Origin of the sequence: Nocardia acididurans (assembly GCF_016741815.1) — a bacterium.
Taxonomy (GTDB): Bacteria; Actinomycetota; Actinomycetes; order Mycobacteriales; family Mycobacteriaceae; genus Nocardia; species Nocardia acididurans.
In genome coordinates this window covers 114,673-134,727 of record NZ_JAERRJ010000001.1, presented here as the reverse complement: position 1 = coordinate 134,727, position 20,055 = coordinate 114,673, and the positions used below count along the sequence as shown (strand labels likewise).

The 20,055-nt window shown below is 69.1% G+C and carries 21 protein-coding genes; 10 read left to right on the top strand and 11 right to left on the bottom strand.

All coding sequences use genetic code 11. The annotated features are described in order from the left end of the window. Positions 1-66 precede the first annotated feature (66 nt). Entirely contained in the window at positions 67-516 is a 450-nt protein-coding gene (locus JK358_RS00625) for a winged helix-turn-helix transcriptional regulator (protein ID WP_201942083.1), read from the top strand. Positions 517-620: 104 nt separating this feature from the next. Here JK358_RS00625 and JK358_RS00620 read toward each other — a convergent pair whose 3' ends face one another. From JK358_RS00620 to JK358_RS39805, 3 genes are all read right to left on the bottom strand, one after another. Then, positions 621-1,667, bottom strand: a complete 1,047-nt coding sequence (locus tag JK358_RS00620; protein ID WP_201942080.1) for a fused (3R)-hydroxyacyl-ACP dehydratase subunits HadA/HadB — start codon at positions 1,665-1,667, stop codon at positions 621-623. 233 nt (positions 1,668-1,900) lie between these two features. Then, entirely contained in the window at positions 1,901-2,581 is a 681-nt protein-coding gene (locus tag JK358_RS00615; protein WP_232850786.1) for an Rv0361 family membrane protein, read from the bottom strand. A 749-nt stretch (positions 2,582-3,330) separates the two neighbouring features. After that, positions 3,331-3,540: a hypothetical protein gene (locus tag JK358_RS39805; protein WP_201942073.1), complete on the bottom strand. Its 210-nt coding sequence runs from the start codon at positions 3,538-3,540 to the stop codon at positions 3,331-3,333. Between the two features lie 26 nt (positions 3,541-3,566). Between JK358_RS39805 and JK358_RS00605 the strand changes: the two genes are divergently transcribed. The 4 genes from JK358_RS00605 to JK358_RS00590 are packed head-to-tail and all read left to right on the top strand — an operon-like array spanning position 3,567 to position 6,378. Further along, positions 3,567-4,052 carry a hypothetical protein gene (locus JK358_RS00605; protein WP_201942070.1) on the top strand — a complete coding sequence of 162 codons (486 nt, stop codon included), beginning with the start codon at positions 3,567-3,569 and terminating at the stop codon, positions 4,050-4,052. Positions 4,053-4,078: 26 nt separating this feature from the next. Beyond that, positions 4,079-4,729 (top strand): hypothetical protein, encoded by a 651-nt coding sequence (locus JK358_RS00600; protein ID WP_201942068.1) that lies wholly within the window; start codon positions 4,079-4,081, stop codon positions 4,727-4,729. Positions 4,730-4,781: 52 nt separating this feature from the next. Next, positions 4,782-5,225 carry a DUF3151 domain-containing protein gene (locus JK358_RS00595; protein WP_201942064.1) on the top strand — a complete coding sequence of 148 codons (444 nt, stop codon included), beginning with the start codon at positions 4,782-4,784 and terminating at the stop codon, positions 5,223-5,225. Between the two features lies 1 nt (position 5,226). Continuing rightward, positions 5,227-6,378 carry an FUSC family protein gene (locus JK358_RS00590; RefSeq protein ID WP_201942060.1) on the top strand — a complete coding sequence of 384 codons (1,152 nt, stop codon included), beginning with the start codon at positions 5,227-5,229 and terminating at the stop codon, positions 6,376-6,378. Positions 6,379-6,511: 133 nt separating this feature from the next. On the opposite strand, the gene JK358_RS00585 is transcribed toward JK358_RS00590, so the two are convergent. After that, positions 6,512-7,297: a site-2 protease family protein gene (locus JK358_RS00585; RefSeq protein WP_201942057.1), complete on the bottom strand. Its 786-nt coding sequence runs from the start codon at positions 7,295-7,297 to the stop codon at positions 6,512-6,514. 43 nt (positions 7,298-7,340) lie between these two features. Continuing rightward, positions 7,341-8,000: a hypothetical protein gene (locus tag JK358_RS00580; protein ID WP_201942054.1), complete on the bottom strand. Its 660-nt coding sequence runs from the start codon at positions 7,998-8,000 to the stop codon at positions 7,341-7,343. Positions 8,001-8,276: 276 nt separating this feature from the next. Here JK358_RS00580 and JK358_RS00575 point away from each other — a divergent pair, with 276 nt between their 5' ends. Beyond that, on the top strand, positions 8,277-9,569 hold the full coding sequence (locus JK358_RS00575) for an adenylosuccinate synthase (protein ID WP_201942051.1): 1,293 nt from the start codon (positions 8,277-8,279) through the stop codon (positions 9,567-9,569). A 131-nt stretch (positions 9,570-9,700) separates the two neighbouring features. On the opposite strand, the gene yczR is transcribed toward JK358_RS00575, so the two are convergent. Beyond that, a complete protein-coding gene (gene yczR / locus JK358_RS00570; RefSeq protein WP_201942048.1) occupies positions 9,701-11,197 on the bottom strand; it encodes a MocR-like transcription factor YczR in 1,497 nt (498 codons plus the stop codon). Between the two features lie 62 nt (positions 11,198-11,259). Here yczR and JK358_RS00565 point away from each other — a divergent pair, with 62 nt between their 5' ends. From JK358_RS00565 to JK358_RS38865, 3 genes are all read left to right on the top strand, one after another. Next, on the top strand, positions 11,260-11,562 hold the full coding sequence (locus tag JK358_RS00565; protein WP_201942046.1) for a hypothetical protein: 303 nt from the start codon (positions 11,260-11,262) through the stop codon (positions 11,560-11,562). 53 nt (positions 11,563-11,615) lie between these two features. Then, positions 11,616-12,176, top strand: a complete 561-nt coding sequence (locus JK358_RS00560) for a methylated-DNA--[protein]-cysteine S-methyltransferase (protein WP_201942043.1) — start codon at positions 11,616-11,618, stop codon at positions 12,174-12,176. Between the two features lie 118 nt (positions 12,177-12,294). Further along, positions 12,295-12,840, top strand: a complete 546-nt coding sequence (locus JK358_RS38865; protein WP_232850559.1) for a DUF2076 domain-containing protein — start codon at positions 12,295-12,297, stop codon at positions 12,838-12,840. 65 nt (positions 12,841-12,905) lie between these two features. Here JK358_RS38865 and JK358_RS00550 read toward each other — a convergent pair whose 3' ends face one another. From JK358_RS00550 to JK358_RS00530, 5 genes are all read right to left on the bottom strand, one after another. After that, positions 12,906-13,232: a hypothetical protein gene (locus tag JK358_RS00550; RefSeq protein ID WP_201942040.1), complete on the bottom strand. Its 327-nt coding sequence runs from the start codon at positions 13,230-13,232 to the stop codon at positions 12,906-12,908. Positions 13,233-13,249: 17 nt separating this feature from the next. Beyond that, positions 13,250-14,257 (bottom strand): hypothetical protein, encoded by a 1,008-nt coding sequence (locus JK358_RS00545; protein ID WP_201942037.1) that lies wholly within the window; start codon positions 14,255-14,257, stop codon positions 13,250-13,252. A 435-nt stretch (positions 14,258-14,692) separates the two neighbouring features. Continuing rightward, positions 14,693-15,622 (bottom strand): hypothetical protein, encoded by a 930-nt coding sequence (locus JK358_RS00540; RefSeq protein WP_201942034.1) that lies wholly within the window; start codon positions 15,620-15,622, stop codon positions 14,693-14,695. Positions 15,623-15,810: 188 nt separating this feature from the next. Next, the gene (locus JK358_RS00535) at positions 15,811-18,426 is read right to left on the bottom strand and encodes a helix-turn-helix transcriptional regulator (RefSeq protein ID WP_201942031.1); all 2,616 of its coding nucleotides are present in this window, start codon (positions 18,424-18,426) and stop codon (positions 15,811-15,813) included. 76 nt (positions 18,427-18,502) lie between these two features. After that, on the bottom strand, positions 18,503-19,345 hold the full coding sequence (locus JK358_RS00530; protein WP_201942027.1) for an MmyB family transcriptional regulator: 843 nt from the start codon (positions 19,343-19,345) through the stop codon (positions 18,503-18,505). A 102-nt stretch (positions 19,346-19,447) separates the two neighbouring features. On the opposite strand from JK358_RS00530, the gene JK358_RS00525 reads away from it, so the two are divergent. Beyond that, positions 19,448-19,987 carry a YceI family protein gene (locus JK358_RS00525; RefSeq protein WP_201942024.1) on the top strand — a complete coding sequence of 180 codons (540 nt, stop codon included), beginning with the start codon at positions 19,448-19,450 and terminating at the stop codon, positions 19,985-19,987. The last annotated feature ends 68 nt before the right edge of the window (positions 19,988-20,055 follow it).

Sequence of the window (20,055 nt, the reverse complement as noted above, 5' to 3'; positions counted from 1 at the left end):
GCAAAACAAAACCAATTCAACGTAAGGCATAATGGTTTCGAATTGCAACCGATTGTGGAGGTGCGCATGACCGCGACGCCCGGGTCCGCCCGCGAATGGACCGACCCCACCTGCCCGGTCGCGCGCACCGTCGACCTGGTCGGCGACCGCTGGAGCCTGCTCATCGTGCGCGACGCCATGGACGGAGCCGCCAGCTTCACCGACTTCCAGCAGCGACTCGGGATCGCCCGCAACATCCTCACCGACCGACTGCGCAAACTCGTCGACCACGGCATCCTCGCCACGACCACGCCCCCGGGCGGCAAACGGCACAGCTACGAACTCACCGACGCCGGGCGGGACCTGTTCACAGTTGTTGTGGCACTGCGGCAATGGGGCGAACGGCATGCTTTCGCCGAAGCGGAACCCCGCTCGACACTCGTCGACAGAGACGGGAAGCCGATCGCCCGGCTGCGCGCGGAGAGCCGTGGTGGGCACCGCGTCAGCGCGGCGACCACGCGGGTGCTGAAGGTGTAGCGAGCGGGCCGCGCCGGGTTCGATTCGACTGCTGTCCTTGCGGTTTCACGAAAAGGGGCGGTCGTGCGCATCGCACGACCGCCCTCAGTCTCGGAGCAGGTGGCTCAGGACAGCCGCACCTCGGCGACCGCCCGGCCGAAGAGCTTCTTGCCCTCCGAGGTCGCGCCGAGAACCACAGTGGCCGTGCCCTTTTCGGTATCGGCTGACTTCACCTTGCCGGTGAACTCCACGATGGTCGGCGCGGTCGGCTCGACCGGCACGAAACCGGAGAACCGCACGCTGAACTTGGTGAGCGCGGTCGGGTCGCCCAGCCAGTCGATCAGGTAGCCGGCGGTCAAGCCCATGGTGAGCATGCCGTGCGCCACCACGGTCGGCAGGCCGACCAGCTTGGCCGCCACATCGCTGAAATGGATCGGGTTCGGGTCGCCGGACACGCCCGCGTAGTTCACCAGGTCGCCGCGCGTCACCGGCACCTGCGCGGCGGGCAACTCGGTACCGGCGGCCACCGCGGCCGCGGCGGGCACCGTGTGTACCGGCTTCGGCGTGGCGGGAGCCGCGAGCTCCGCGACCTCCTCCGGCGCGAGCAGCACCAGGCCGCTCGGATCGGCGATATCGGAGTCGCTGGTGACATGGCCGTGCATGACCACGCCCGACACCGTCTCCACGGTCGCCGGATCGATCTCGACGCCCTTGCGGGCCACGATCGTGGTGGTCGACACCAGCACCGGCACGCCCAGCACATCGGCGAGCGTCACCTTCACGGTGATGAAGTCGTTGTCGCCGAACGAGCGGATCTGCTCGACGGTGACATCCACCGAGAGCCGGTCGCCGGCGACCACCGGGCGCAGGAACTCGAACACCTGATCCGTCTGCAGGATCTGCGACACGTCGTACTCGGTGAGCACGCTGCCGATGAGCGACCGGGTGGTGGCCGCGCCGATCACCGACGCGAAGGTCGGCGAGGCGATCAGGCCGTCGTAGCCGAGCTTCTGCGCGTCGGCCTCGTGGTGGTGGCCCGGGTGGTTGTTGCGCACGGCGCGCGCGAATTCGCGGATCTTCTCGCGACCCACGTCGTAGTAGTCGCGGACACGGAAGTGCCGTCCGACCAGTTCGGTGGCGGTGGCCGTGGCCGCCTCTGCCGTTTCCGGCATGGTGTTCAGCTCCCTGCAATCGAAACCTGGTGGGCTCGAGCCACATTCGCGTCGACGCGACAACAGCGGCGTGGAGCCGCCCCGGCATCGACGAGCCGTCGTGGCTGGCCCAGACAATCCGCGCCATGCTACCGGCGTGTCGGACCGTTGACCAGGTATATGTGATGTTCATCGCGGGGCGAGCGTGAACAACTTCCCCCCGGCTACTGAATCGCAGCCGGGAGCGCGACCGTTTACTGACCGGAGGTCACCGGATCACAAACCTTCCAGCCGCCATCGGTGTTCCGCAGGTCGAACGTGCGCGCCGACTGCTTCCCCGGATCGGCTTCGGTATACACGGTGGCCTGCGCCAACGCCGTATCCCCGGTGATCTGGACGGCGTCCACACTCTTCACCACGGGAATGCTCTTCTGCTCCTTCGAGGTCTGATAAACCCCGGCGAACTGCTCCGCGGAAATATTCTGATAGAAGTCGTGCTGCGTGCCACAGGTGATTCCCCGCAACCCGTCGAGATCCCCGGCCGACAACGCATCGGTATACGTCGAAATGGCCTTCTTCACCTGAGCCTGCGGCGAATTGTCGCTCTGATTCTTCAGCACGGCGAACAGCACCCCACCGATGACCAGCACCGCCACCACGGCCGCGGCGGCAATCACCAACGCCCTCTTGCTCTTCGGCTCCTTCGCCACCGCGGCCTCACCGCCGCCGGACTCCCCGGCGGCCGGAACCCGCTGCGGCTGCGCCATCGCCCGCGGCGGCGCCACCCGCGCCGCATCCGCGACCCCACCCTGGGCAGCGTCACCCGCCCCGGCAACACCCCCACCCGGCACCCCCGCCTGCCCGGCCTTCCCCAGCACCGGCCCAGCCGCCGAACCAGCCTGCGCCCCAGCCTTTCCGAGCGCAGCACCACCCACGGCACCCCCCTGCCCGACACCCGGCCCCTGCGGGCCACCCTGTCCGGCGTTTGCGGGTCCGCCCTTACCGAGCCCCGGACCTTGTGGCGTGCCTTGCCCAGCGCCTGCGGGCCCGCCTTTACCGAGGCCCGGACCTTGCGGCGTGCCTTGCCCAGCGCCTGCCGGCCCGCTCTGGCCGAGGCCCGGCCCCTGCGGGCCACCTTGCCCGGCGTTTGCGGATCCGCCCTTGCCCAGCCCCTGCGGGCCGCCCGGGCCCGCTGGACCCTGGGGTCCGCGAGGACCCTGCTGAACAGGCCCGGGACCCTGCGGTCCGCTCTTGCCCGCCCCGGCGGGGCCGGTCATTCCAGCGCCCTGCGGCCTCCCGGGACCACCGGGTGTCTGCGAACCATCCGCGCCCGGCTGTCCTGGACGACCCGGCCCACCCGGAGCTCCCGGCCCGCCCGGCTGGACCGCGCGCGGCCCGCGCATCGACTGTCCGGGCATGGTCGGCTGCACGTCGGCAGGAGAATGCGCCGTGCCAGGACGACGCGGCGGCACCGGCGGCCGAGGCGGCGACGGCCGCGTCTCCTCGACACCCCCGTCGACACTCTGTCCACCCGGTCCCTGCGGCGATCCACCGGGACGCCCCGGCGCGCCACCTCGGCCCGGTCCACCCGGAGCCCCGGGGGCACCCGGTCCGCCTGGCCCTGCTTGACCGCCAGGGGCACCCGGCCCTGCGGGACCGCCGGGGGCACCCGGTCCATCCGGCCCTACGGGACCGCCTGCGGCACCTGGGCCTGCTTGACCGGCAGCGGCACCCGACCCGCCCGGCCGTGCGGGACCACCGGGGGCACCCGGTCCTGCGGTACCCGCGGCTCCGCCCGGAGCTCCGGCTCCGCCCGGCCCATGTCCGGCAGCGCCGGGTCCGGCCGGTCCCTGTCCGGGCCGACCCGGTCCACCCGCGCCCTGTCCGGGCCCACCCGGGGCGACATTGCGTGGCCCGGCATTGACCCGCGGCGTCACCGGCGGCTTGCTCATCGGCCGCGCACCCTGCTGCGGCGAGGTCCGAAGCTTCTCCGTCGCCGTGTCCGGCGAAACCACCGGCATCACGGTCGTCGCGTCACCCGCGCCCGGAACCTGCTGCATGGCAACGGTTTTTGTCTCATCGGCAGCACTGTCCGGTGAGGTATCGTCGGGCTGTCCGCCGCTGGAATTCGCTGCGGCCTCGCTCTGTGCCGAGCCGCTGCCGGAGCCTGCGCCCGTCGTGGGCGAGGCGGGTTTTCCGGCGGATCCCGAAGGGGCTGAGTCGTTTTCGGGTGCGGCTGCGCCACCGGGGGAAGGCGCGAAGGCACCGGCCGCGTCGCGTTTGGCGGCATCCGGGGCGGTGATATCCGTGGGCGAAGCGCCGGATCCGCTGGGGGCGGCCGCTTTTCCGGCGGCCGGTCCGCTGCCCACCGGAGCGGTCGCGTCCGGTGCCGGGTTCGCCGACTGAGCGGCGCGGGAAACCGAGGGGACCGCTTGGAATTTGGTGGTGGCCGCGTTGTCGGGGGCGGGCTGTGCCGCCTCGGCCGGCGGGTTCTGGCCGGCTGCGGAACCCGTGCCGTAGCGGACCGTCGATTCGAAGGCGTTGGCATCCGCGCCGCCCGCCTGCTGCGCACCGCCGCCGGGTTGTTGCGCACCGCCGCCGGATTGCTGCGCACCGCTGCCCGGACGCTGCGTGCCACCGCCCGGCTGCTGCGCGCCGCCGCCCGGCGCGGGTGCGGAACCTGTTGCGCCGCGCTGCGCCTCGCCTGGCTGCTGTGGAGCGTTGCCGCTCGATCCGGGCGTGGCGTTCGTACCGCGTGCCGCGCCACCGGGCTGCTGCGCGCCTCCCTGCGCGCCGCTGCCCTGCGCGCCGCCGGAACCCGGGCCGCGCTGGCCCGGCTGCGGGGGTTCGTAGCTGATGGTGGCGAAGCCCGGGCGTGGCGGGTTGGGCTGAGGGGGTGCGGGATTGGCTGCGGCGCCGGGGCGGATGACCTCGGTGGCGGCGGTGGGGCTGGGGTCGGGCGACTCGGCAGGGGTGCGCGACGAGTCCGGGGTGCCCGGAGCAGCCGGGTGGGCAGGGTTCTGTGGCTGCTGGTCGTCGTTCGAGTCGGACACGCGCTACCCCTCGCTTCGGCGGAACTGTGATTCGACCAGTCAGCCTACTGAGCAATTGCGGACTCGGTGCACAATGATCGGCATGACCTCCTTCGGCGATCTGCTCGGACCGCAGCCGGTACTGCTCCCGGAAAACATCGACGCCGAAGAGGCGCTGCTCAACAAGCAGGATCCGGTCCAGGTCGCGGCCGCGCATCCGACCGCCTCCATCGCCTGGGCCTACCTCGCCGAGGGCGCGCTGGAGCGCGGCGACGCCGCCGAAGGCGACGTGAACGCCGACATCATCGCCGCCTACGCCTTCGCCCGCACCGGCTACCACCGCGGCCTGGATCTGTTGCGCCGCAACGGCTGGAAGGGTTTCGGCCCGGTCCCGTGGAGCCACGAACCGAACCAGGGTTTCCTGCGCAGCGTCGGCGCGCTGGCCAAGGCCGCCCGCGCCATCGGCGAGAGCGACGAGTTCGCCCGCTGCCTGGACCTGCTCGAGGACTGCGACCCGCGCGCCGCCGCCGAACTCGGCCTCGACTGATTTGACCAGTGGCCTAGCCGACACCTTCGACGCCGCCAAGGACAGCGTCGGCACCCGAGTGCGCCGTGCCTCCAAACGGGTCCGGTCGTCGCTGCTGCCGATCCTGCAGTGTTCGGTGGGCGCGGGCCTGGCGTGGTTCATCGCGCATCACGTGATCGGTCACGCGCAGCCGTTCTTCGCGCCGATGGCCGCCATGATCTCCATCGGCGTCTCGTTCGGTGCGCGTCTGCGCCGTGCGGTGGAGTTGATCGTCGGCGTCGCGGTCGGCATCGGTATCGGCGACCTGTTCGTCTCCCAGGTGGGGACGGGCTGGTGGCAGATCATGGTGCTGGTCGTGGTGGCCATGAGCACCGCGGTGTTCCTGGACGGCGGCCCGGTGATCACCATGCAGGCGGCCAGTTCCGCGGTCCTGGTGGCGACCCTGCTGCCCCCGCATTCCGGTGGTTCGGGCCTGCGCATGGTGGACGCCCTGGTCGGCGGTCTGGTGGGAATCGTTGTGGTGGCGGCGCTTCCCCTGCATCCGGTGCGCCGGGCCAGGCAGCAGGCGGCCGACATCCTCGCCGTGATGGGCGCGGCGCTCACCGAATGCGCGGACGGCCTGCTCGAGCACGACGCCGCCAAGATAAAGCAGGCCCTGGAATCGGTGCGCGGCACCCAGCCCGCCATCGACGCGCTGCGCAATTCCCTGGCGGGTGGTTCGGAGATCATCCTGATCTCCCCGATGTACTGGAATTCCCGTAAACGCCTGGCACGCCTGCAGGCCGCCGCCGATCCGCTCGACAACGCGATCCGCAATACGCGGGTGCTGCTGCGCCGCGCCCTGAGCTCGGTGCGGGACGACGAGGTGCTTGATCCGCGTCTGATCCAGGAGGTGGAGAAGCTGGGTCAGGCCGTGGACGTGGTGCGCCGCATGATGCTCGCCGACCCGGACGAACAACCCGATCCGGCCGAGGCGTCGCGGGTACTGCGCACGGTCGGCAAGGGCGCGACGAAGGATCTGGTGACCGGTGCGGGTATCTCCGCGCACGTGGTGTTCGCGCAGCTGCGGTCGATCGTGGTCGATCTGATGCAGGTGTGCGGCGTCCGCCGACTCTCGGCAATGGCCCTGCTACCGCCGACCGTCGACAACCCCTATGTGACGCCCATCGATTGAGCCGATCCCCCCGTGGGATTCTTCGATCTTCGAGTAGTCCGCTACTCGGGTGTATCCCCTTGTACGCCTCTACCGTTCACGACAAGGCCGGGTTCGCGAGGGGTAAACCCGGCCTTCACCTGTCCGGGGACGCTCAGCTCCAGAACCGCACCAGCGTGCTGCCCAGCGCCGACCACCACGACGGCACCCCCGACAGATCGAACAGCGCGTAGATGCCTTCGAAGAACGCCCGATTCACCTGCGGAATGAAGAACAGCACGGCGACCAGCAGCAGCACGCCGTACGGCTTGATCTGATCCATGGACCGCCGCGTCTCGTAGCTCAGCGACGGCTCCAGGATCCCGTACCCGTCCGTCCCGGGCACCGGGATCAGATTCAGCACGGTGGCCGTGATCTGAAGGAACGCAAGGAAACTCAGCCCGAACCAGAACGCCTCGTGCTCGTTCACGCTCCCGAAGATCCGGATGATCACCAGCAGCACGATCGCGAACACCGCGTTCACCGCGGGCCCCGCGCCACTCAGGATCCGCTGCGTGCGCGGGCTGAAATTGTGTGCGTGCACGTACACCGCGCCACCCGGCAGCGCGAAGCCGCCGAGCGCGATGAACACGATCGGCAGGCCGATGGACAGCAGCGGATGCGAGTACTTGATCGGGTTGAGCGTCAGGTACCCGCGCGATTCCACATCCCGGTCCCCGGCCCGCCACGCCACATACGCGTGCGCGAACTCGTGCAGGCAGATGGACACGATCCATCCCGCCACCACGAGGATGAACACGCCCACCTTGGCCTGCACCGAATCCCATTCGGGTGCGTCCCAGGCGACGGCCCCGCCCAGCACGGTGATCAGGACGACGGCCAGGAAGACCGGACTCGGCCGCACGGCTCCGTGCGCACGGCCCACCTGCGGGTAGTTCATCGGACTCCTAGTGTGGGACTCCGGTTTTCGATCCGGAAGCGGTTCAGCGGACCAGCAGCCACGGTTCGTGATGCCGGTAGAACGTGGAGCGCCGCACCGGTTTGTCGGTGGTGACGCCGTCGCGGGTGACGATGCCGCCGCGCGTGCCCAACTGCATGGCGCGGCCTTCGACCCACTTCTTCTTGCGCAGCCCGCGCACCACGGTGGCGTGCAGGCCCGGCATCTCCAGTGTGGGCGAAACGTGCAGGGCCGCCACTTTTCCGGTGAACAGCCGCGTGTCGTCCACGTACGCTTCGCCTTCGAGCTTCTCCCCGCGCGGCCCGGTGAGGGTGGCGCGGCCGATGAGCACCTTGCCGGTGTCGTCGCGGATGAGCGGGGTTTCCATGGCCTTGCCCTCGAGCGCGCGTTTGGCGGCGGCATTGCCGGTGCCGGTCTCGTAGGCGCGCGACCCGTAGGTGCGGTCGACGGGGACGAACCCGATTTCGACGTTGAGCCGTTCGGTGCGCATGAGGTGGGTGAGTACGGCCGCGAGTCCGGCGTCCTCACCGAGCACGATGAGGCGCGGCAAACTGTCGGCGGCCATGACGGGCAGCAGCTCGTCCAGATCTGCCGGGTCCGGGATGGCGGCGGTCTGGGTGGTGGGCAGTGAGGCCAATGCGATGGGAACGGGCGCACCGTCGCAGCGGAGAACATGGGTACTCAACTGCGGTACACCCTCCTCTGACCTGACAACACGATCGCCTCGCTGCGTCTGTTCCGGCGGACCCTGCCCGGTCCGACTCCCCGTGCCACCATAGCTCTGTCTTATTTGCCGCGCTTCCGCCGATGCACAGCCGTTACGCCGCATTCGTCCCGTACCGGGTGGCAAACCTGGTGGTATTCGAGCATCTACTAGACTGTGCCTCCGGCCACCGCCTTCTGACGGCGGGTAGCTGCAGCATCACCGGTGCTGCGCGTCGAACCCGTAGGAGACTCCAAGATGCCGGCAATCGTGCTGATCGGCGCCCAGTGGGGCGACGAGGGCAAGGGCAAAGCAACCGACCTGCTCGGTGACCGAGTCCAATGGGTTGTCCGCTACCAGGGCGGCAACAACGCGGGTCACACCGTGGTGCTGCCCAATGGCGACAAGTTCGCGCTGCACCTGATCCCGTCGGGCATCCTCACGCCCGATGTGACCAACGTCATCGGCAACGGTGTCGTGGTGGATCCGGGTGTGCTGCTCGCCGAGCTGGGCGGACTGGAAGAGCGCGGCGTGGACACCTCCCGCCTGCTGCTGTCCGCCGACGCGCACCTGATCATGCCGTACCACGTGGCCATCGATAAGGTCACCGAACGCTTCCTCGGCAACAAGAAGATCGGCACCACGGGCCGCGGCATCGGCCCGTGCTACCAGGACAAGGTGGCGCGTGTCGGCGTCCGCGTCGCCGATGTGCTGGACGAGAAGATCCTCACCCAGAAGGTCGAGGCCGCACTGGAATTCAAGAACCAGGTGCTGGTGAAGATCTACAACCGCCGCGCGCTGGACCCGCAGCAGGTGGTGGACGAGGTGCTCGAGAAGGCCGAAGGCTTCAAGCATCGCATCGCCGACTCCCGCCTGCTGCTCAACCAGGCGCTGGAGCGCGACGAGATCGTGCTGCTCGAGGGTTCGCAGGGCACCCTGCTCGACGTCGACCACGGCACCTATCCCTACGTGACCTCCTCCAACCCGACTTCGGGTGGCGCGGCGGTCGGCGCGGGCGTCGGCCCCAACAAGATCACCACCGTGCTCGGCATCCTCAAGGCGTACACCACCCGCGTCGGCTCCGGCCCCTTCCCGACCGAGCTGTTCGACAGCTCGGGCGAGTACCTGGCCAAGACCGGCGGCGAGGTCGGCGTCACTACCGGCCGCGCCCGCCGCACCGGCTGGTTCGACGCCGTGATCGGCCGCTACGCCACCCGCGTCAACGGCATCACCGACTACTTCCTCACCAAGCTGGACGTCCTCTCCAGCCTGGACACCATCCCGATCTGCGTCGCCTACGAGATCGACGGTGAGCGCGTCGAGGAAATGCCCACCACCCAAACCGATTTCCACCACGCCAAGCCCATCTACGAAGAGATGCCGGGCTGGTGGGAAGACATCTCGGGTGCCCGCACCTTCGAAGACCTCCCCGCCAACGCACAGGCGTACGTCAAGCGGCTGGAAGAGCTTTCGGGTGCGCGGGTGTCCTGCATCGGCGTCGGCCCGGGCCGCGACCAGACCATCGTCCGCCACGAGATCCTGGCGAAGTAGTTCGCGAGACCTGCACCGGTTCGCCCCCGCTACATAGGCGTAGCGGGGGCGAATTCGTTTGTGCGGCAGGAAGATACTGCTGCGATGAGGGGCGGGGGGACTCGTTTCCCCGAGTGGAACGCGGCGGGCCGTCAGTACAACGGTGCGAGTGGTGCCAATGGGTCGGCGGCGTGCGGAGTGAGTGCCGCGTACGCGGCCGCGATGGATTTCACCGCGACGCGGATGTCCGACTCCTCGTGGGTGAAGGGGAGGCGGATGAAGCGTTCGAAGGCGCCTTGGACGCCGAAACGTGGTCCGGCGGCGAGTAGTACGCCGTGGTTGGGGGCGGTGGCGGCGAGGGCTGTCGAGACCGGGGCGGGGAGTTGGGCCCAGAGGGACATGCCGCCTGCGCCGGGGGAGACGCGCCAGTCGGGGAGTTCTTCGGCGATGGCTTCCAGGAGGGCGGTGCGGCGGGAGCGGAGTTGTTGCCTTCTGGTGGTGAGGATTTCGTCGGCGTGCTGGAGCAGGTAGACGGTGGCCAGCTGGTCCATGACGGGGGTGCCGAGGTCTACGGTGGAGCGGGTGCCGAGCAGTTTGGTGATGAGGGACTGGTTGGCGCGGATCCAGCCGACCCGCAGGCCGCCCCAGAAGGATTTGGAGGCGGAGCCGATGGTGACGATTTCGGCGTTGCGCGCGAAAGAAGCTGCGGGGGGCATGATTTCGCCGTCGGTGAGGTGCAGGTCCACCATGGATTCGTCGACGATGACCGTCATGCGGGTGTCGCGGGCGATGGCGGCCAGTTCGGCGCGTTCGTCGGCGGTCATGAGCAGGCCGGTGGGGTTGTTGTAGTCGGGCACCATGTAGGCGACGCTCGCCGCGGTTTGCCGTGCGGCGCTGCGGATTCCGGCCATGTCCCAGCCGTCGGGGAGCATGGGGACGGGGACCGGGCGGGCGCCCACGTCGCGGATGGCCTCGATGGCGTTGGGGTAGGTGGGGTGTTCGATGAGCACCCGTTCGGCCGGGGTGGTGAGCACGTTCAGTAGTAGCCGAAGTCCGTGCTGCGCACCGAGTGTCACCAGGATCTGCTCGGGATCGGTGGGCAGGCCGCGCTCGGTGTAGCGGCGGGCCAGGGCCTCGCGCAGCATGAGCATGCCGACGGGGTCCATGCCGTGTGTGCCCAGGTATGTCGGAAGTCCCTGGAGCGCAAAGGAATACGCGTCGGTCATCTCGGCGGGCGCGGACATGGCTGCGAAGGTCATGTCGATGGTCGGCACTTCGGGCTGCGCCATCATGGCGAGCAGGCTGCGGGCCGGTTTGGTGCCGTCGTGCACGACGGTGGGCGGCAGCGCCACCGTGCTGCGCGACCCCTGCCTGCTGATCAGATACCCGTGTTCGCGCAGCAGCGCGTACGCGGAGGTCACGGTGGTGCGGCTGACGGCGAGGCTGGTGGCCAGATCGCGTTCGCTCGGCAGGGCCACGCCGAGGGGTGCGCGCCCGTCGTGGATCAGCAGCCGGATGCTCTCCGCGAGAGCCACATAGGCGGGCCGTGAGGGCCGCTTGGCGCTGTCCGCCGGGGTGCCGGGTTCGTCGTGCCGCCATCGGCCCAGGTCGCGGGTCAGGCTGGCCGCGCCGATCACTCGTATCGCCATACAGTCCAGTATCGGGGCACTGGATATTTTCTTCAAGTACTGGACCGGGCCACTATTGGTCCATGATCGCTCTGCTAGCCTCCCTCGTGATCGTCGCCGGCTTCGCCGGGATCGTCTACGTCTTCGCCCCCGCCCCCGGGGAACGCTGGGGCATGCTGCTGGAGCGCTACCGCCCGCACGCCCCCATGTCGGACTGGTCGGTCGCGGATTATGAAGCGTCCCGCCAATATTCGGACCTGGCCGCCGTCCAGGCGCGCCAGGAGCCCGGCCTCCCGGCGCCCGCTCCGACCCCCGTTCGGAGCAAACCGGCCCGCTTCCCCGACCTGGCCAATATCCCGTGCCGCGAGGAAACAGTCCAGTTCTGAGAAACTGGCCTGAATCGACGAGACTTGTCGGACCCAGAGTGCACACTGGCCTTATGTCAGCCCCGCCCCGCCCGCACGCCTCGGCGGCGCTCTTCGGCACCGCGATCGGCGCCTGCGCCATCGCCTGGAGCGCCTCCGGGGTGCTGCGTTTCGCCCTCCCCGAGCCCTCCGAGTCCGCCACGCGCAGCTACATCCTGCGCAAACATCGCATGCTCGAGATCCGCGAGACCCTGCCCACCCCCGCGATCACCCGAGCCATCGAGAAGATCCAGGCCCACCTGGCAGGCGATCTCGACGACCTGCGCTGGATTCCCTTGGACACCACCGCGATCAACGATTTCGACCGCGCCGTCTACACCATCGCCCGCGCCATCCCGCCCGGCCACACCCTCAGCTACGGCCAGGTGGCCGACCGCATCGGCGCCCCCGGCGCGGCCCAGGCCGTCGGACAATCCCTGGGCCGCAACCCGATTCCCCTGATCGTCCCCTGCCACCGCGTGCTCGCCGCGGACCACGCCCTGCACGGCTTCTCCGCCCCCGGCGGTATCAACACCAAACAGCGACTACTCGAGATCGAACGCACCCCGGGCTTCGGTGAACCGACCCTCTTCTGATCGGCGTGTGCCCCGATCTCCGATCGTCGTGTGCTCGGATCGGCCCGGGGTGACATAAAATTCGTGGGGTCATCGGGAGGGGCGCGGTGCGCACCGCGTTTTACAGGGAGGACCGAGCGTGACCGACCCGTACTTCAACAAACCCACGGACGGCTCACCCCAGTACGGTCCCCAGGGCACCTGGCCCGGCAGCGGCCCCTACGGCTACCCCGCCCAGGATTCCGGCGCCTACCCCCAACCCGCCTACCAGCAGGGCTTTCCCCAACAAGCCTTCCCCCAGCCAGGTTTCGACCAGCCCGGCTACGCCGCGGCCCCGCCCGGCTTCCTCGCGGCCATCGGCGACATCGCCGTCACCGACACCTCGATCATCACCCCCTCGGGCACCTTCCCCCTGAAGGGCGCCATCTGGACAGCCACCGACATGTCCCACGCCAGCGAGCGCATGCCCCCCTACGCCGTCATCCTCGCGATCGTCTTCTCCCTCGCGTGCGGCCTGGGCCTGCTCTTCCTGCTCATCAAGGAACGAGTCATCTCCGGCTACATCCAGGTGACGGTAGCCAACGAGGGCCGCTTCCACTCGGCGATGATCCCCGTCCAGAACCAGCACACCTTCCCCATGGTCATGCAGCAGGTCAACTACGCCCGCTCCCTCAGCGCCATGTGACCGGAACCGAAAAGGCGTCCACACCAACAACTTCGGTGTGGACGCCCTGCGAATCAGGGGCCGGACTATTCTCCGGCTCGGACGATCGGGCCCCAGTAGTTGAACGGAAGACTGGTGCCGGTGCAGAACACCCACACGTCGGCGCCGGGTGCGAAGCGCAGGTAGAGGGGTCGGCCCGTGGAGAGGCCCGTCATCGGATCGGATCCGACGAACGGCGCCTGCAGACTCCAGCCGCCGCAGTTCCACCACTCACCGGGCGCGGTGTCCATACGAATCACGCCACCCGGTTCCGGTGTGGGAACCGGCGGTGTGGCCGACGCGCTCGGCGCACCGATGATTCCGGCCAGGGCAGCCGCTCCGCCCAGCAGCGCGGCGCGAATCATTGTCGACATACGAGCTTTATCCTTGATCACAGGGCTCCTCCGAGGAATGCGCCACCGGCGAAGCCTGCGGCGCCACCGACGGCGCCACCGACCACCGCGGCAGGAATGCCGAGCGCGGCAGCACCTACGGCCGCACCGACACCCGCACCGATGAGCGCGCCACCGATCCCGCCACCGATGACATCGATGGGAGCGAGCCACGGTGCGACGACGGCGCCCACCGAGCCGAGTCCGACACCGACGGCGGTGCCGATCGGCAGGCCGACCGCCGCGCCGACAGCACCGCCCACGACAGCGGCGGGTACGCCCGCGACGACCGCCCCGCCGACCACACCGGCCGCGGTGCCCGCGATGGTGCCCGCGGCTATCTTGTCCGAGCGACTCGGATTCACGCCGATCGAGTTGAGACCGGTGGCGAGCGCGGCCTCACCGTTCGCAGCGGTGACGTTCACCGTGTCGAGCACGTTGTCCGGCACGTCATCGGGAACTTCGGAGGTGTAGTTGCCGAGTCGCAGCGTGCGCGGCGGCGGCGCGATGGGCGCGACCGGCGTCACGATGGTCGGCGCGTGCAGGTTGTTGAAGTCGACGGCCGGAGCCACTTCGGCATTCGGAATCGGCCGGAAGTTCGGCGGCACAACATAATCCGGCTTGGGTGCGGCTGGTGTGGTCACACCCGGCTGGGTGGGGCCGTGCTGCTGGGCGGCCGGCTGGTCACGAGGAGTCGTGGCGACACCGGGCTGGACCGTGGTACCGGGCTGCGCGGCAACCGGGCCGTTCGGCGCGGAAGGCGCGTCGGGTGCGATGCCGGGCGCGGGCGGGGCGGCGTGATCCGCCGCCGGCGGGTTGGCCGGGGCCGGTGTGGCCGGGGAGCCCGGAGTCTGCGGACTGCCGCTCGAAACGGGAGCCGTGGTGGGTGCGGCGCTCTGCTGCTCGGTCGCGTTGGAGCAGGCGACGGCGAGCGCGAGCGGAATGGCCCCCAGGACGATGGCACGCCGTGGCGAGCCGGTTTTCAGTTCTCGATGCCGACGACCCACGTCGAAACACCACCCTCATCAGATTGGACTGTCGATCCCCCGGACCTCGGCGGTCCTACTGGCAGGGATGTTAACTGACAGGAAGCTATTACTAACAAGTCGTTGTGAGATGGTGCACATTTCCGCCGCCGACAATGAGTTGGCTCAGGTATGCGCAGTTGAAACGCGCTTCGTAGTTAATCGCCCTAATTCGGGTGATAGTTGCTGAATCATCGCTACAGTGGGGAGAAGGTATCCGCGCCAAGCGATTTCGCCTGGCGCGGAGGCTCCTCCGGCCCGAGGAATCATGCAGATGATTCGAGCTGAAGCCGATCTTGGATGACTCCCTTCACGGCGGTCGCGATGCCGTGCTACCGAAGAGCAACCGTTCCGTTGCGGCAGAACATGTCTCGGTAACGCCGGATGCGGGTTCCGTTGCGGCCGTGTGATTTCGGATCAGTGGTTCGCGTCGGTCCAGACGGCGGCGCCGATGCCACCGGCGAGGCCGCCTATCGCGGCGCCGGTAGCCGCTCCCGCGAGACCAACGGCTGCCGCGCCGATCGCGAGCCCGGCGATTCCGCCGATCAGAGCTCCGGCGGGTGCGCCGATGGCCCACGCCGGAGCCATGGTCGCCACGAACGCCGGAATGGCGGCAGCGACGCCGGGGATTGCGCCCGGCCCGCCCGTGGCCGCGCCCGCGACGCCCGCGCCGATCAGGGCGGCCGCGGCTCCGGCGGCGACCGGGACGGTCGAGGCGACCACGGTGCCGACGACAGCGCCGACGCCCGCCCCGATGGCGGCACCCGCGACTCCGCCCACGATCGCGGCCGGAATTCCCACTACGGCCGCGCCCGCCAGCGCGCCCGCCACCGCGCCGCCCGCGATCATGTCGGAGCGACTCGGGTTGATGCCGATGGACTTTCCTTGCGTCGCGATCACGGCTTCGGCGTTGGCCGCGAAATCGTTCACCGGGTTGAGCACCGCGTCGGGGACTTCATTCGGGACGTCCTGCATGAAGTTGCCGACGCGCAGGGTGCGCGGCGGGGGAGCGATCGGGACGACCGGCTCGACCGGTTCGGGGAGGTGCAGGGTTTGGACGTCGATCGCGGGAGCCGGTTCGGGATCGGCCGGGATCGGGCGACGGTTCTCCGGGACCGCGTACTCGACCTGTGGGGCCGAGGGGGTCGTGGTGGTGCCGGGCTGGCGGGGCGAGACGGCGTTGTCGCTCGGGGCGACTGCGCTGGGGGCGTCGGTGACGCCGGGCTGCGGGGTCGCGTGGGCGACCGCGGCGCAGGCGATGGCGAGGGCCAGGGGCAGGGCGCCGATGGCGGGCCGGAGGGCGCGTCGGGATACGCCGGTATTCGAATTTTCGTGCCGACGGGTCAAGCCGGAAACACCACCCTCATCAGGATTGAAACTGTTCTTCCCCCCGAGCCGTCGGCTCTGAGCAGGGATGTTAGCTGAAAAGAAGCTATCAATCTCAAGTCGATGTGATGGGGTGCACAGACACTGGATGGGTCAGTCCATCCGGGGGCGACTTATCAGTTCGGGACGGTGGCGAGACCTCGCCCCGGTCAGTTCTCGGATTTGCCGGAAGTTGACCCGCCGCGCATCAATTCGGCGAGCGCCTCCCGGTCGGTGACGTCGAGCTTGATGCACGCACGGTAGAGATGCCCCTCGACCGTGCGGACCGAGACGGTGAGGCGATCGGCGATCTGCCGGTTGGACAGTCCGGCCGCCACCAGGCTGGCGATCTCCCGTTCACGTGAGGTGAGCGGAAGTGGCTGCGCGGACTGGCGCAGCGCCGGGGTGCTCGCGCCACCGCAGGCCGCGGCGAGCCGGTTCGCGGTCGCGGCGGATTCCAGCAGACGGCGGCGGTCACCGGCGCGCTCGTGTGCGGAGGCGGCCTGCGCGGCAGCGTCGGCGGCCGAAAGGAGGACGCCGATCTCTTCGAATTCCGCTGCGGCGGCATCCAATCCGGGTCCGTCGTGGGCGGCGACCGCGACGGCGTGCCTGGCCTGCACCTGCACCAGCCGCCCGTCGACGCGCGCGGCCAGATCGGCCAGCCGCCCCGCCACGTTCTGATCGCCGAACCGTGCGGCGGAGTGCAGGGCCATGGCCTCGATGGCGTGCTGATGTGACCGTGCGGCCGCGTCGGCCGCGCCCAGGGCCAGCCGGATGGCGGGGCTCACCGTGCCCTCGGACGCCGCCTGCCACGCCTTGGCGATCTCCAGCTGCGGCTCGTAGACGGCGCTGTGCCGTCCGCCCCGCTCCACCGCCGCCGCAATGGATTCGGCGGCGTCGGCGGACCGTCCGACAGCCGAATACGCTTCCGCCAGACGGAGTCTCGCGGGAATCATCCACGCGGCCGCGCCTTCGGCGGTGAGTGCGGCGAGCGCCTGTTCCAGGTTGTCGATCCCCTGCGGGAACCGTCCCTGCGATACATCGACCGTGCCGTGCAGGATCTTGTTCATCCCCCACGCCAGATACTGTCCCGGCGACGAGTACGCGTAAGGCCCACTGGCACAATGCCGTGCGGCCTCCAGATCCCCGGTGAAGGTCAGCGCCAGCACTTCCGCGTGCGTCGACATGAACCGGTTGAGCCCGTCGATATGCGATTCCACCCTGTGTCCGCGTTCGGCGTACTGCCGGGCCGCTTCGCCACGTCCCATGAGCGCCAACGCGAGTCCGCCGCCGAAGGCCGCCCACCACACCGCCCAGGGCGGTGCGTCCTTGGTCTCCATGACAGGTTCGGCGAGTGCGAAGGCGTCTTCGAGCCGGTTCTCGTGCACGGCGGTCGCGGAGGCCAGGCCGTCGAGCGTGGTGACGATCTTGGGGTGCTGCACCCGGGTGCGCACCGACTCCAGCACCTCGTCCGCGCGATCCGAATCACCCATGGACCAAAAGAGATTCGATACCCGTGTGCTGCCCCAGCGCGCCAGCTGCACCTCGTTCATCTGGTCCGGGTCGAAGACGGCCAGGGTTCGTTCGGCTTCGATGCGATGCCCCTGCCACAGCAGCGCCCGGGAGAGCAGATCGGCTGCTTCCACGCCCCCGCGCCGCTCCACGGCCGCGCGGGCGAACCGTTCTCCCAGTGGCAGATTCGCCAGTCCGATGGCATCGGAGGCGGCGGCCTCGAACAGCTCCAGATCCGCGGATTTGTCACTGTCCAAAGCCAATTCGGCCAGTCGGATGCGGTCGGAGGCGGAGTTGATGCGCCGTTCCTTCAACGACGAGTACAACCGCCCGCGCAGCCGCCGCGCCGACGCGATACCCAGCCGTCGCCGGATCACCTCACCGAACAGCGGATGGTTGTACCGCACCAGCAGCTGGTGGCTGTTCTCCACAATCCTTATGACGCCGCGTGTTTCGGCTGCCTCGACCGCTTCCTCACCCGCCAGTTCGGACAGCACGTCCAGGTCGATGGGTTCGCAGAAGGTGAGCAGTTCCAGCACCCGCAGTACGGGTTCGGGCAGCTGCTCCACCCGATCCTCCAGCAGCGCAGCCAATTCCGAGGTGACCGCGGCCCGGCCGCGCAGCTGCCACACCCCGTTGACCTGCCGCAGCGTTCCCGCTTCGAGCGCTCCTTCGACGAGGTGCCGCAGGAAAAGCGCGTTCCCCCCGGAGGATTCCCACATCAGATTGGCGGTGAAGCCCTCCAGCTGCCCGCCGAGCATGGATTCGACCAGCTCCACACTCTGCCGTTGTGTGAAGGGGGACAGGTCGATTCGCAGCAGATGCCCGTCTTTCCACAGCGAGGTCACCGCGTCGGGCACCTGCACGCCGCTGCGTACGGTGGCGACGATGTGCGCGGCCTTGTCGATGGCCAGCTGCAGCAGCAGGGTCGCCGACAGCTGGTCGAGCAGGTGGGCGTCGTCCACGCCGATGATGGTGTGCCCGTCCGCGAGCAGGGCTTCGCGGGCGGCGGCCATGAAGGTCACCGGATCGTGGGCCGTATACACCCCGACCATGTGCGCGAACACCCCCAGCGGGATGCTGCGCGCGGATTCGGTGCCCGCCACCCAGCGGATGCTGCCCCCGACGGCGGCGGTCGCCTGGCGGGCGAGGGTGGTCTTGCCGACCCCCGCGTCGCCGGTGAGGACGGCGCCGACGCACTCGTTTCCGGTCAATGCCGCCCTGATCGATTCGAGCTCGTTCTCCCGTTCGACCATCGGCCAATTCCGAGCCATGGTCTAACAATAGTTCTGTCACCCCTCGTGAGCAGGGGAAACGAAAGGCCCATGATTCAGGGGCGCAGAATGATTGCTACTCGTTCACCAGTCGTGGCTGATCGTTGACCAGCCGCAGTCCGGGCTGGCGTGCTGCGCGCCGGTCCACCAGCCACACCATGACGCTCTGGTCGGCGGCCGGATCCAGCGTCTCGACCTCCACCTCGACTTCTCCCCGGACCGGGTGGGCGATGCGGAAGGTGGCGGTGCGGTAGTCGGTGAGCCGGTGCTGCTGCCACAGGCGTGCGAAGCTTGTCATTTGCTGGAGCACCCCGATTTGGCTGTCGAGGGTGCGGTCGTCGAAGAACCGGGTCTGTGCCGCGCGGAGCGCCGACGTGGCCATATCGGCGGCATCGTCCCAGTTCAGGAAGTACTGCCTGGCATCCGGACGGGCGAACAGGTAGTAGGCGAAGTTCCCGTGCGCCAACTCGTCGAACAGGCCGAGCGGTTCGGCGAAATCCCGCCAGGCGGCGTTCCAGGCGAGGATGTTCATCCACCGTCCGACCACGAACGCGGGTGTCGGATGCAGGGCGTCGATGACGGCGCGCAGGGTGTCGCCGACCTCTTCGCGGGCCTGTCCCGCGGACGGGCAGTTACTGGCCTCGGCCATGCCGAGGGCGAGCTTTCCGAAGTGGTGGCGCTCGATCTCGTTGAGCCGCAACGCATCCGCGAGTGCGGCCAGTACGGCGGTGGAGGGGTTGGTGTCCCGCCCCTGTTCGAGCCGGGCCAGATAGTCGACGCTCACCCCGGCCAGCGCCGCCACTTCTTCCCGGCGCAGTCCGGGCGTGCGCCGCCGGCGTCCGGCGGGCAGCCCGACATCCTCCGGCTGCAACCGCCCCCGCCTGGCAACCAGGAACTCGGCGAATTCGGATCGTGACACCCCACCATGGTGCCCTGTCCCGGCCCCGTTATCCGCGCCCTGCCAGTACCAGGATCAAGACGGTGTGGTTAACCGGACTGAAGTCCACTTACCGTTCTCGGTATGACGACTTCCACCCAGACCATCGCTCCCGGCGCCTGGACCCTCGACGCCGCCCACTCCTCGGTCAACTTCACCGTCAAGCACCTCGGCATCTCCAAGGTTCGCGGCCGCTTCAACCGCTTCGAAACCGCCTTCGTCGTGAACGAGTCCGGCCGAGCCGCCATCGAAGCCACCATCTACTTCGACTCCTTCGACACCGGCAACGAGGCCCGCGACAACCACGTCCGCTCCGCCGACATCCTCGACGTGGCCTTCCGCCCCCACCTCACCTTCCGAGTCCCCGAACCCGTCACCCTCGCCGAAGAATTCGAAGTCACCGGCGAGGCCACCATCGCCGGCATCACCAAGCCCGTCACCCTCTCCGTCGAATGGGGCGGCGTCCAACTCTTCCCCGGCGACAACAAGAACCACGCCGGCTTCAACGCCACCGGCACGATCAAGCGCAGCGACTTCGACGTAGCCCCCGGCCTCCCCTCCGCCATGCTCTCCGACAAGATCGCCATCGAACTCGACATCCAACTCATCGAACCCGACGCCTGAACTCATGAGCGGCGGTGCCCGACCGGTCGCCGCCGCCGCTTCGTCCGCCGCTCAAATCTCGAACCGTG

Excerpts from the sequence above, each read along its gene's own strand:
- JK358_RS00575 (WP_201942051.1), top strand. The coding sequence starts at position 8,277 with ATGCCGGCAATCGTGCTGATCGGCGCCCAGTGGGGCGACGAGGGCAAG.
- JK358_RS00525 (WP_201942024.1), top strand. The coding sequence starts at position 19,448 with ATGACGACTTCCACCCAGACCATCGCTCCCGGCGCCTGGACCCTCGAC.
- JK358_RS00535 (WP_201942031.1), bottom strand. The coding sequence starts at position 18,426 with ATGGCTCGGAATTGGCCGATGGTCGAACGGGAGAACGAGCTCGAATCG.
- JK358_RS00585 (WP_201942057.1), bottom strand. The coding sequence starts at position 7,297 with ATGAACTACCCGCAGGTGGGCCGTGCGCACGGAGCCGTGCGGCCGAGT.
- JK358_RS00595 (WP_201942064.1), top strand. The coding sequence starts at position 4,782 with ATGACCTCCTTCGGCGATCTGCTCGGACCGCAGCCGGTACTGCTCCCG.
- JK358_RS00565 (WP_201942046.1), top strand. The coding sequence starts at position 11,260 with ATGATCGCTCTGCTAGCCTCCCTCGTGATCGTCGCCGGCTTCGCCGGG.
- JK358_RS00625 (WP_201942083.1), top strand. The coding sequence starts at position 67 with ATGACCGCGACGCCCGGGTCCGCCCGCGAATGGACCGACCCCACCTGC.
- JK358_RS00620 (WP_201942080.1), bottom strand. The coding sequence starts at position 1,667 with ATGCCGGAAACGGCAGAGGCGGCCACGGCCACCGCCACCGAACTGGTC.
- JK358_RS00550 (WP_201942040.1), bottom strand. The coding sequence starts at position 13,232 with ATGTCGACAATGATTCGCGCCGCGCTGCTGGGCGGAGCGGCTGCCCTG.
- yczR (WP_201942048.1), bottom strand. The coding sequence starts at position 11,197 with ATGGCGATACGAGTGATCGGCGCGGCCAGCCTGACCCGCGACCTGGGC.
- JK358_RS00560 (WP_201942043.1), top strand. The coding sequence starts at position 11,616 with ATGTCAGCCCCGCCCCGCCCGCACGCCTCGGCGGCGCTCTTCGGCACC.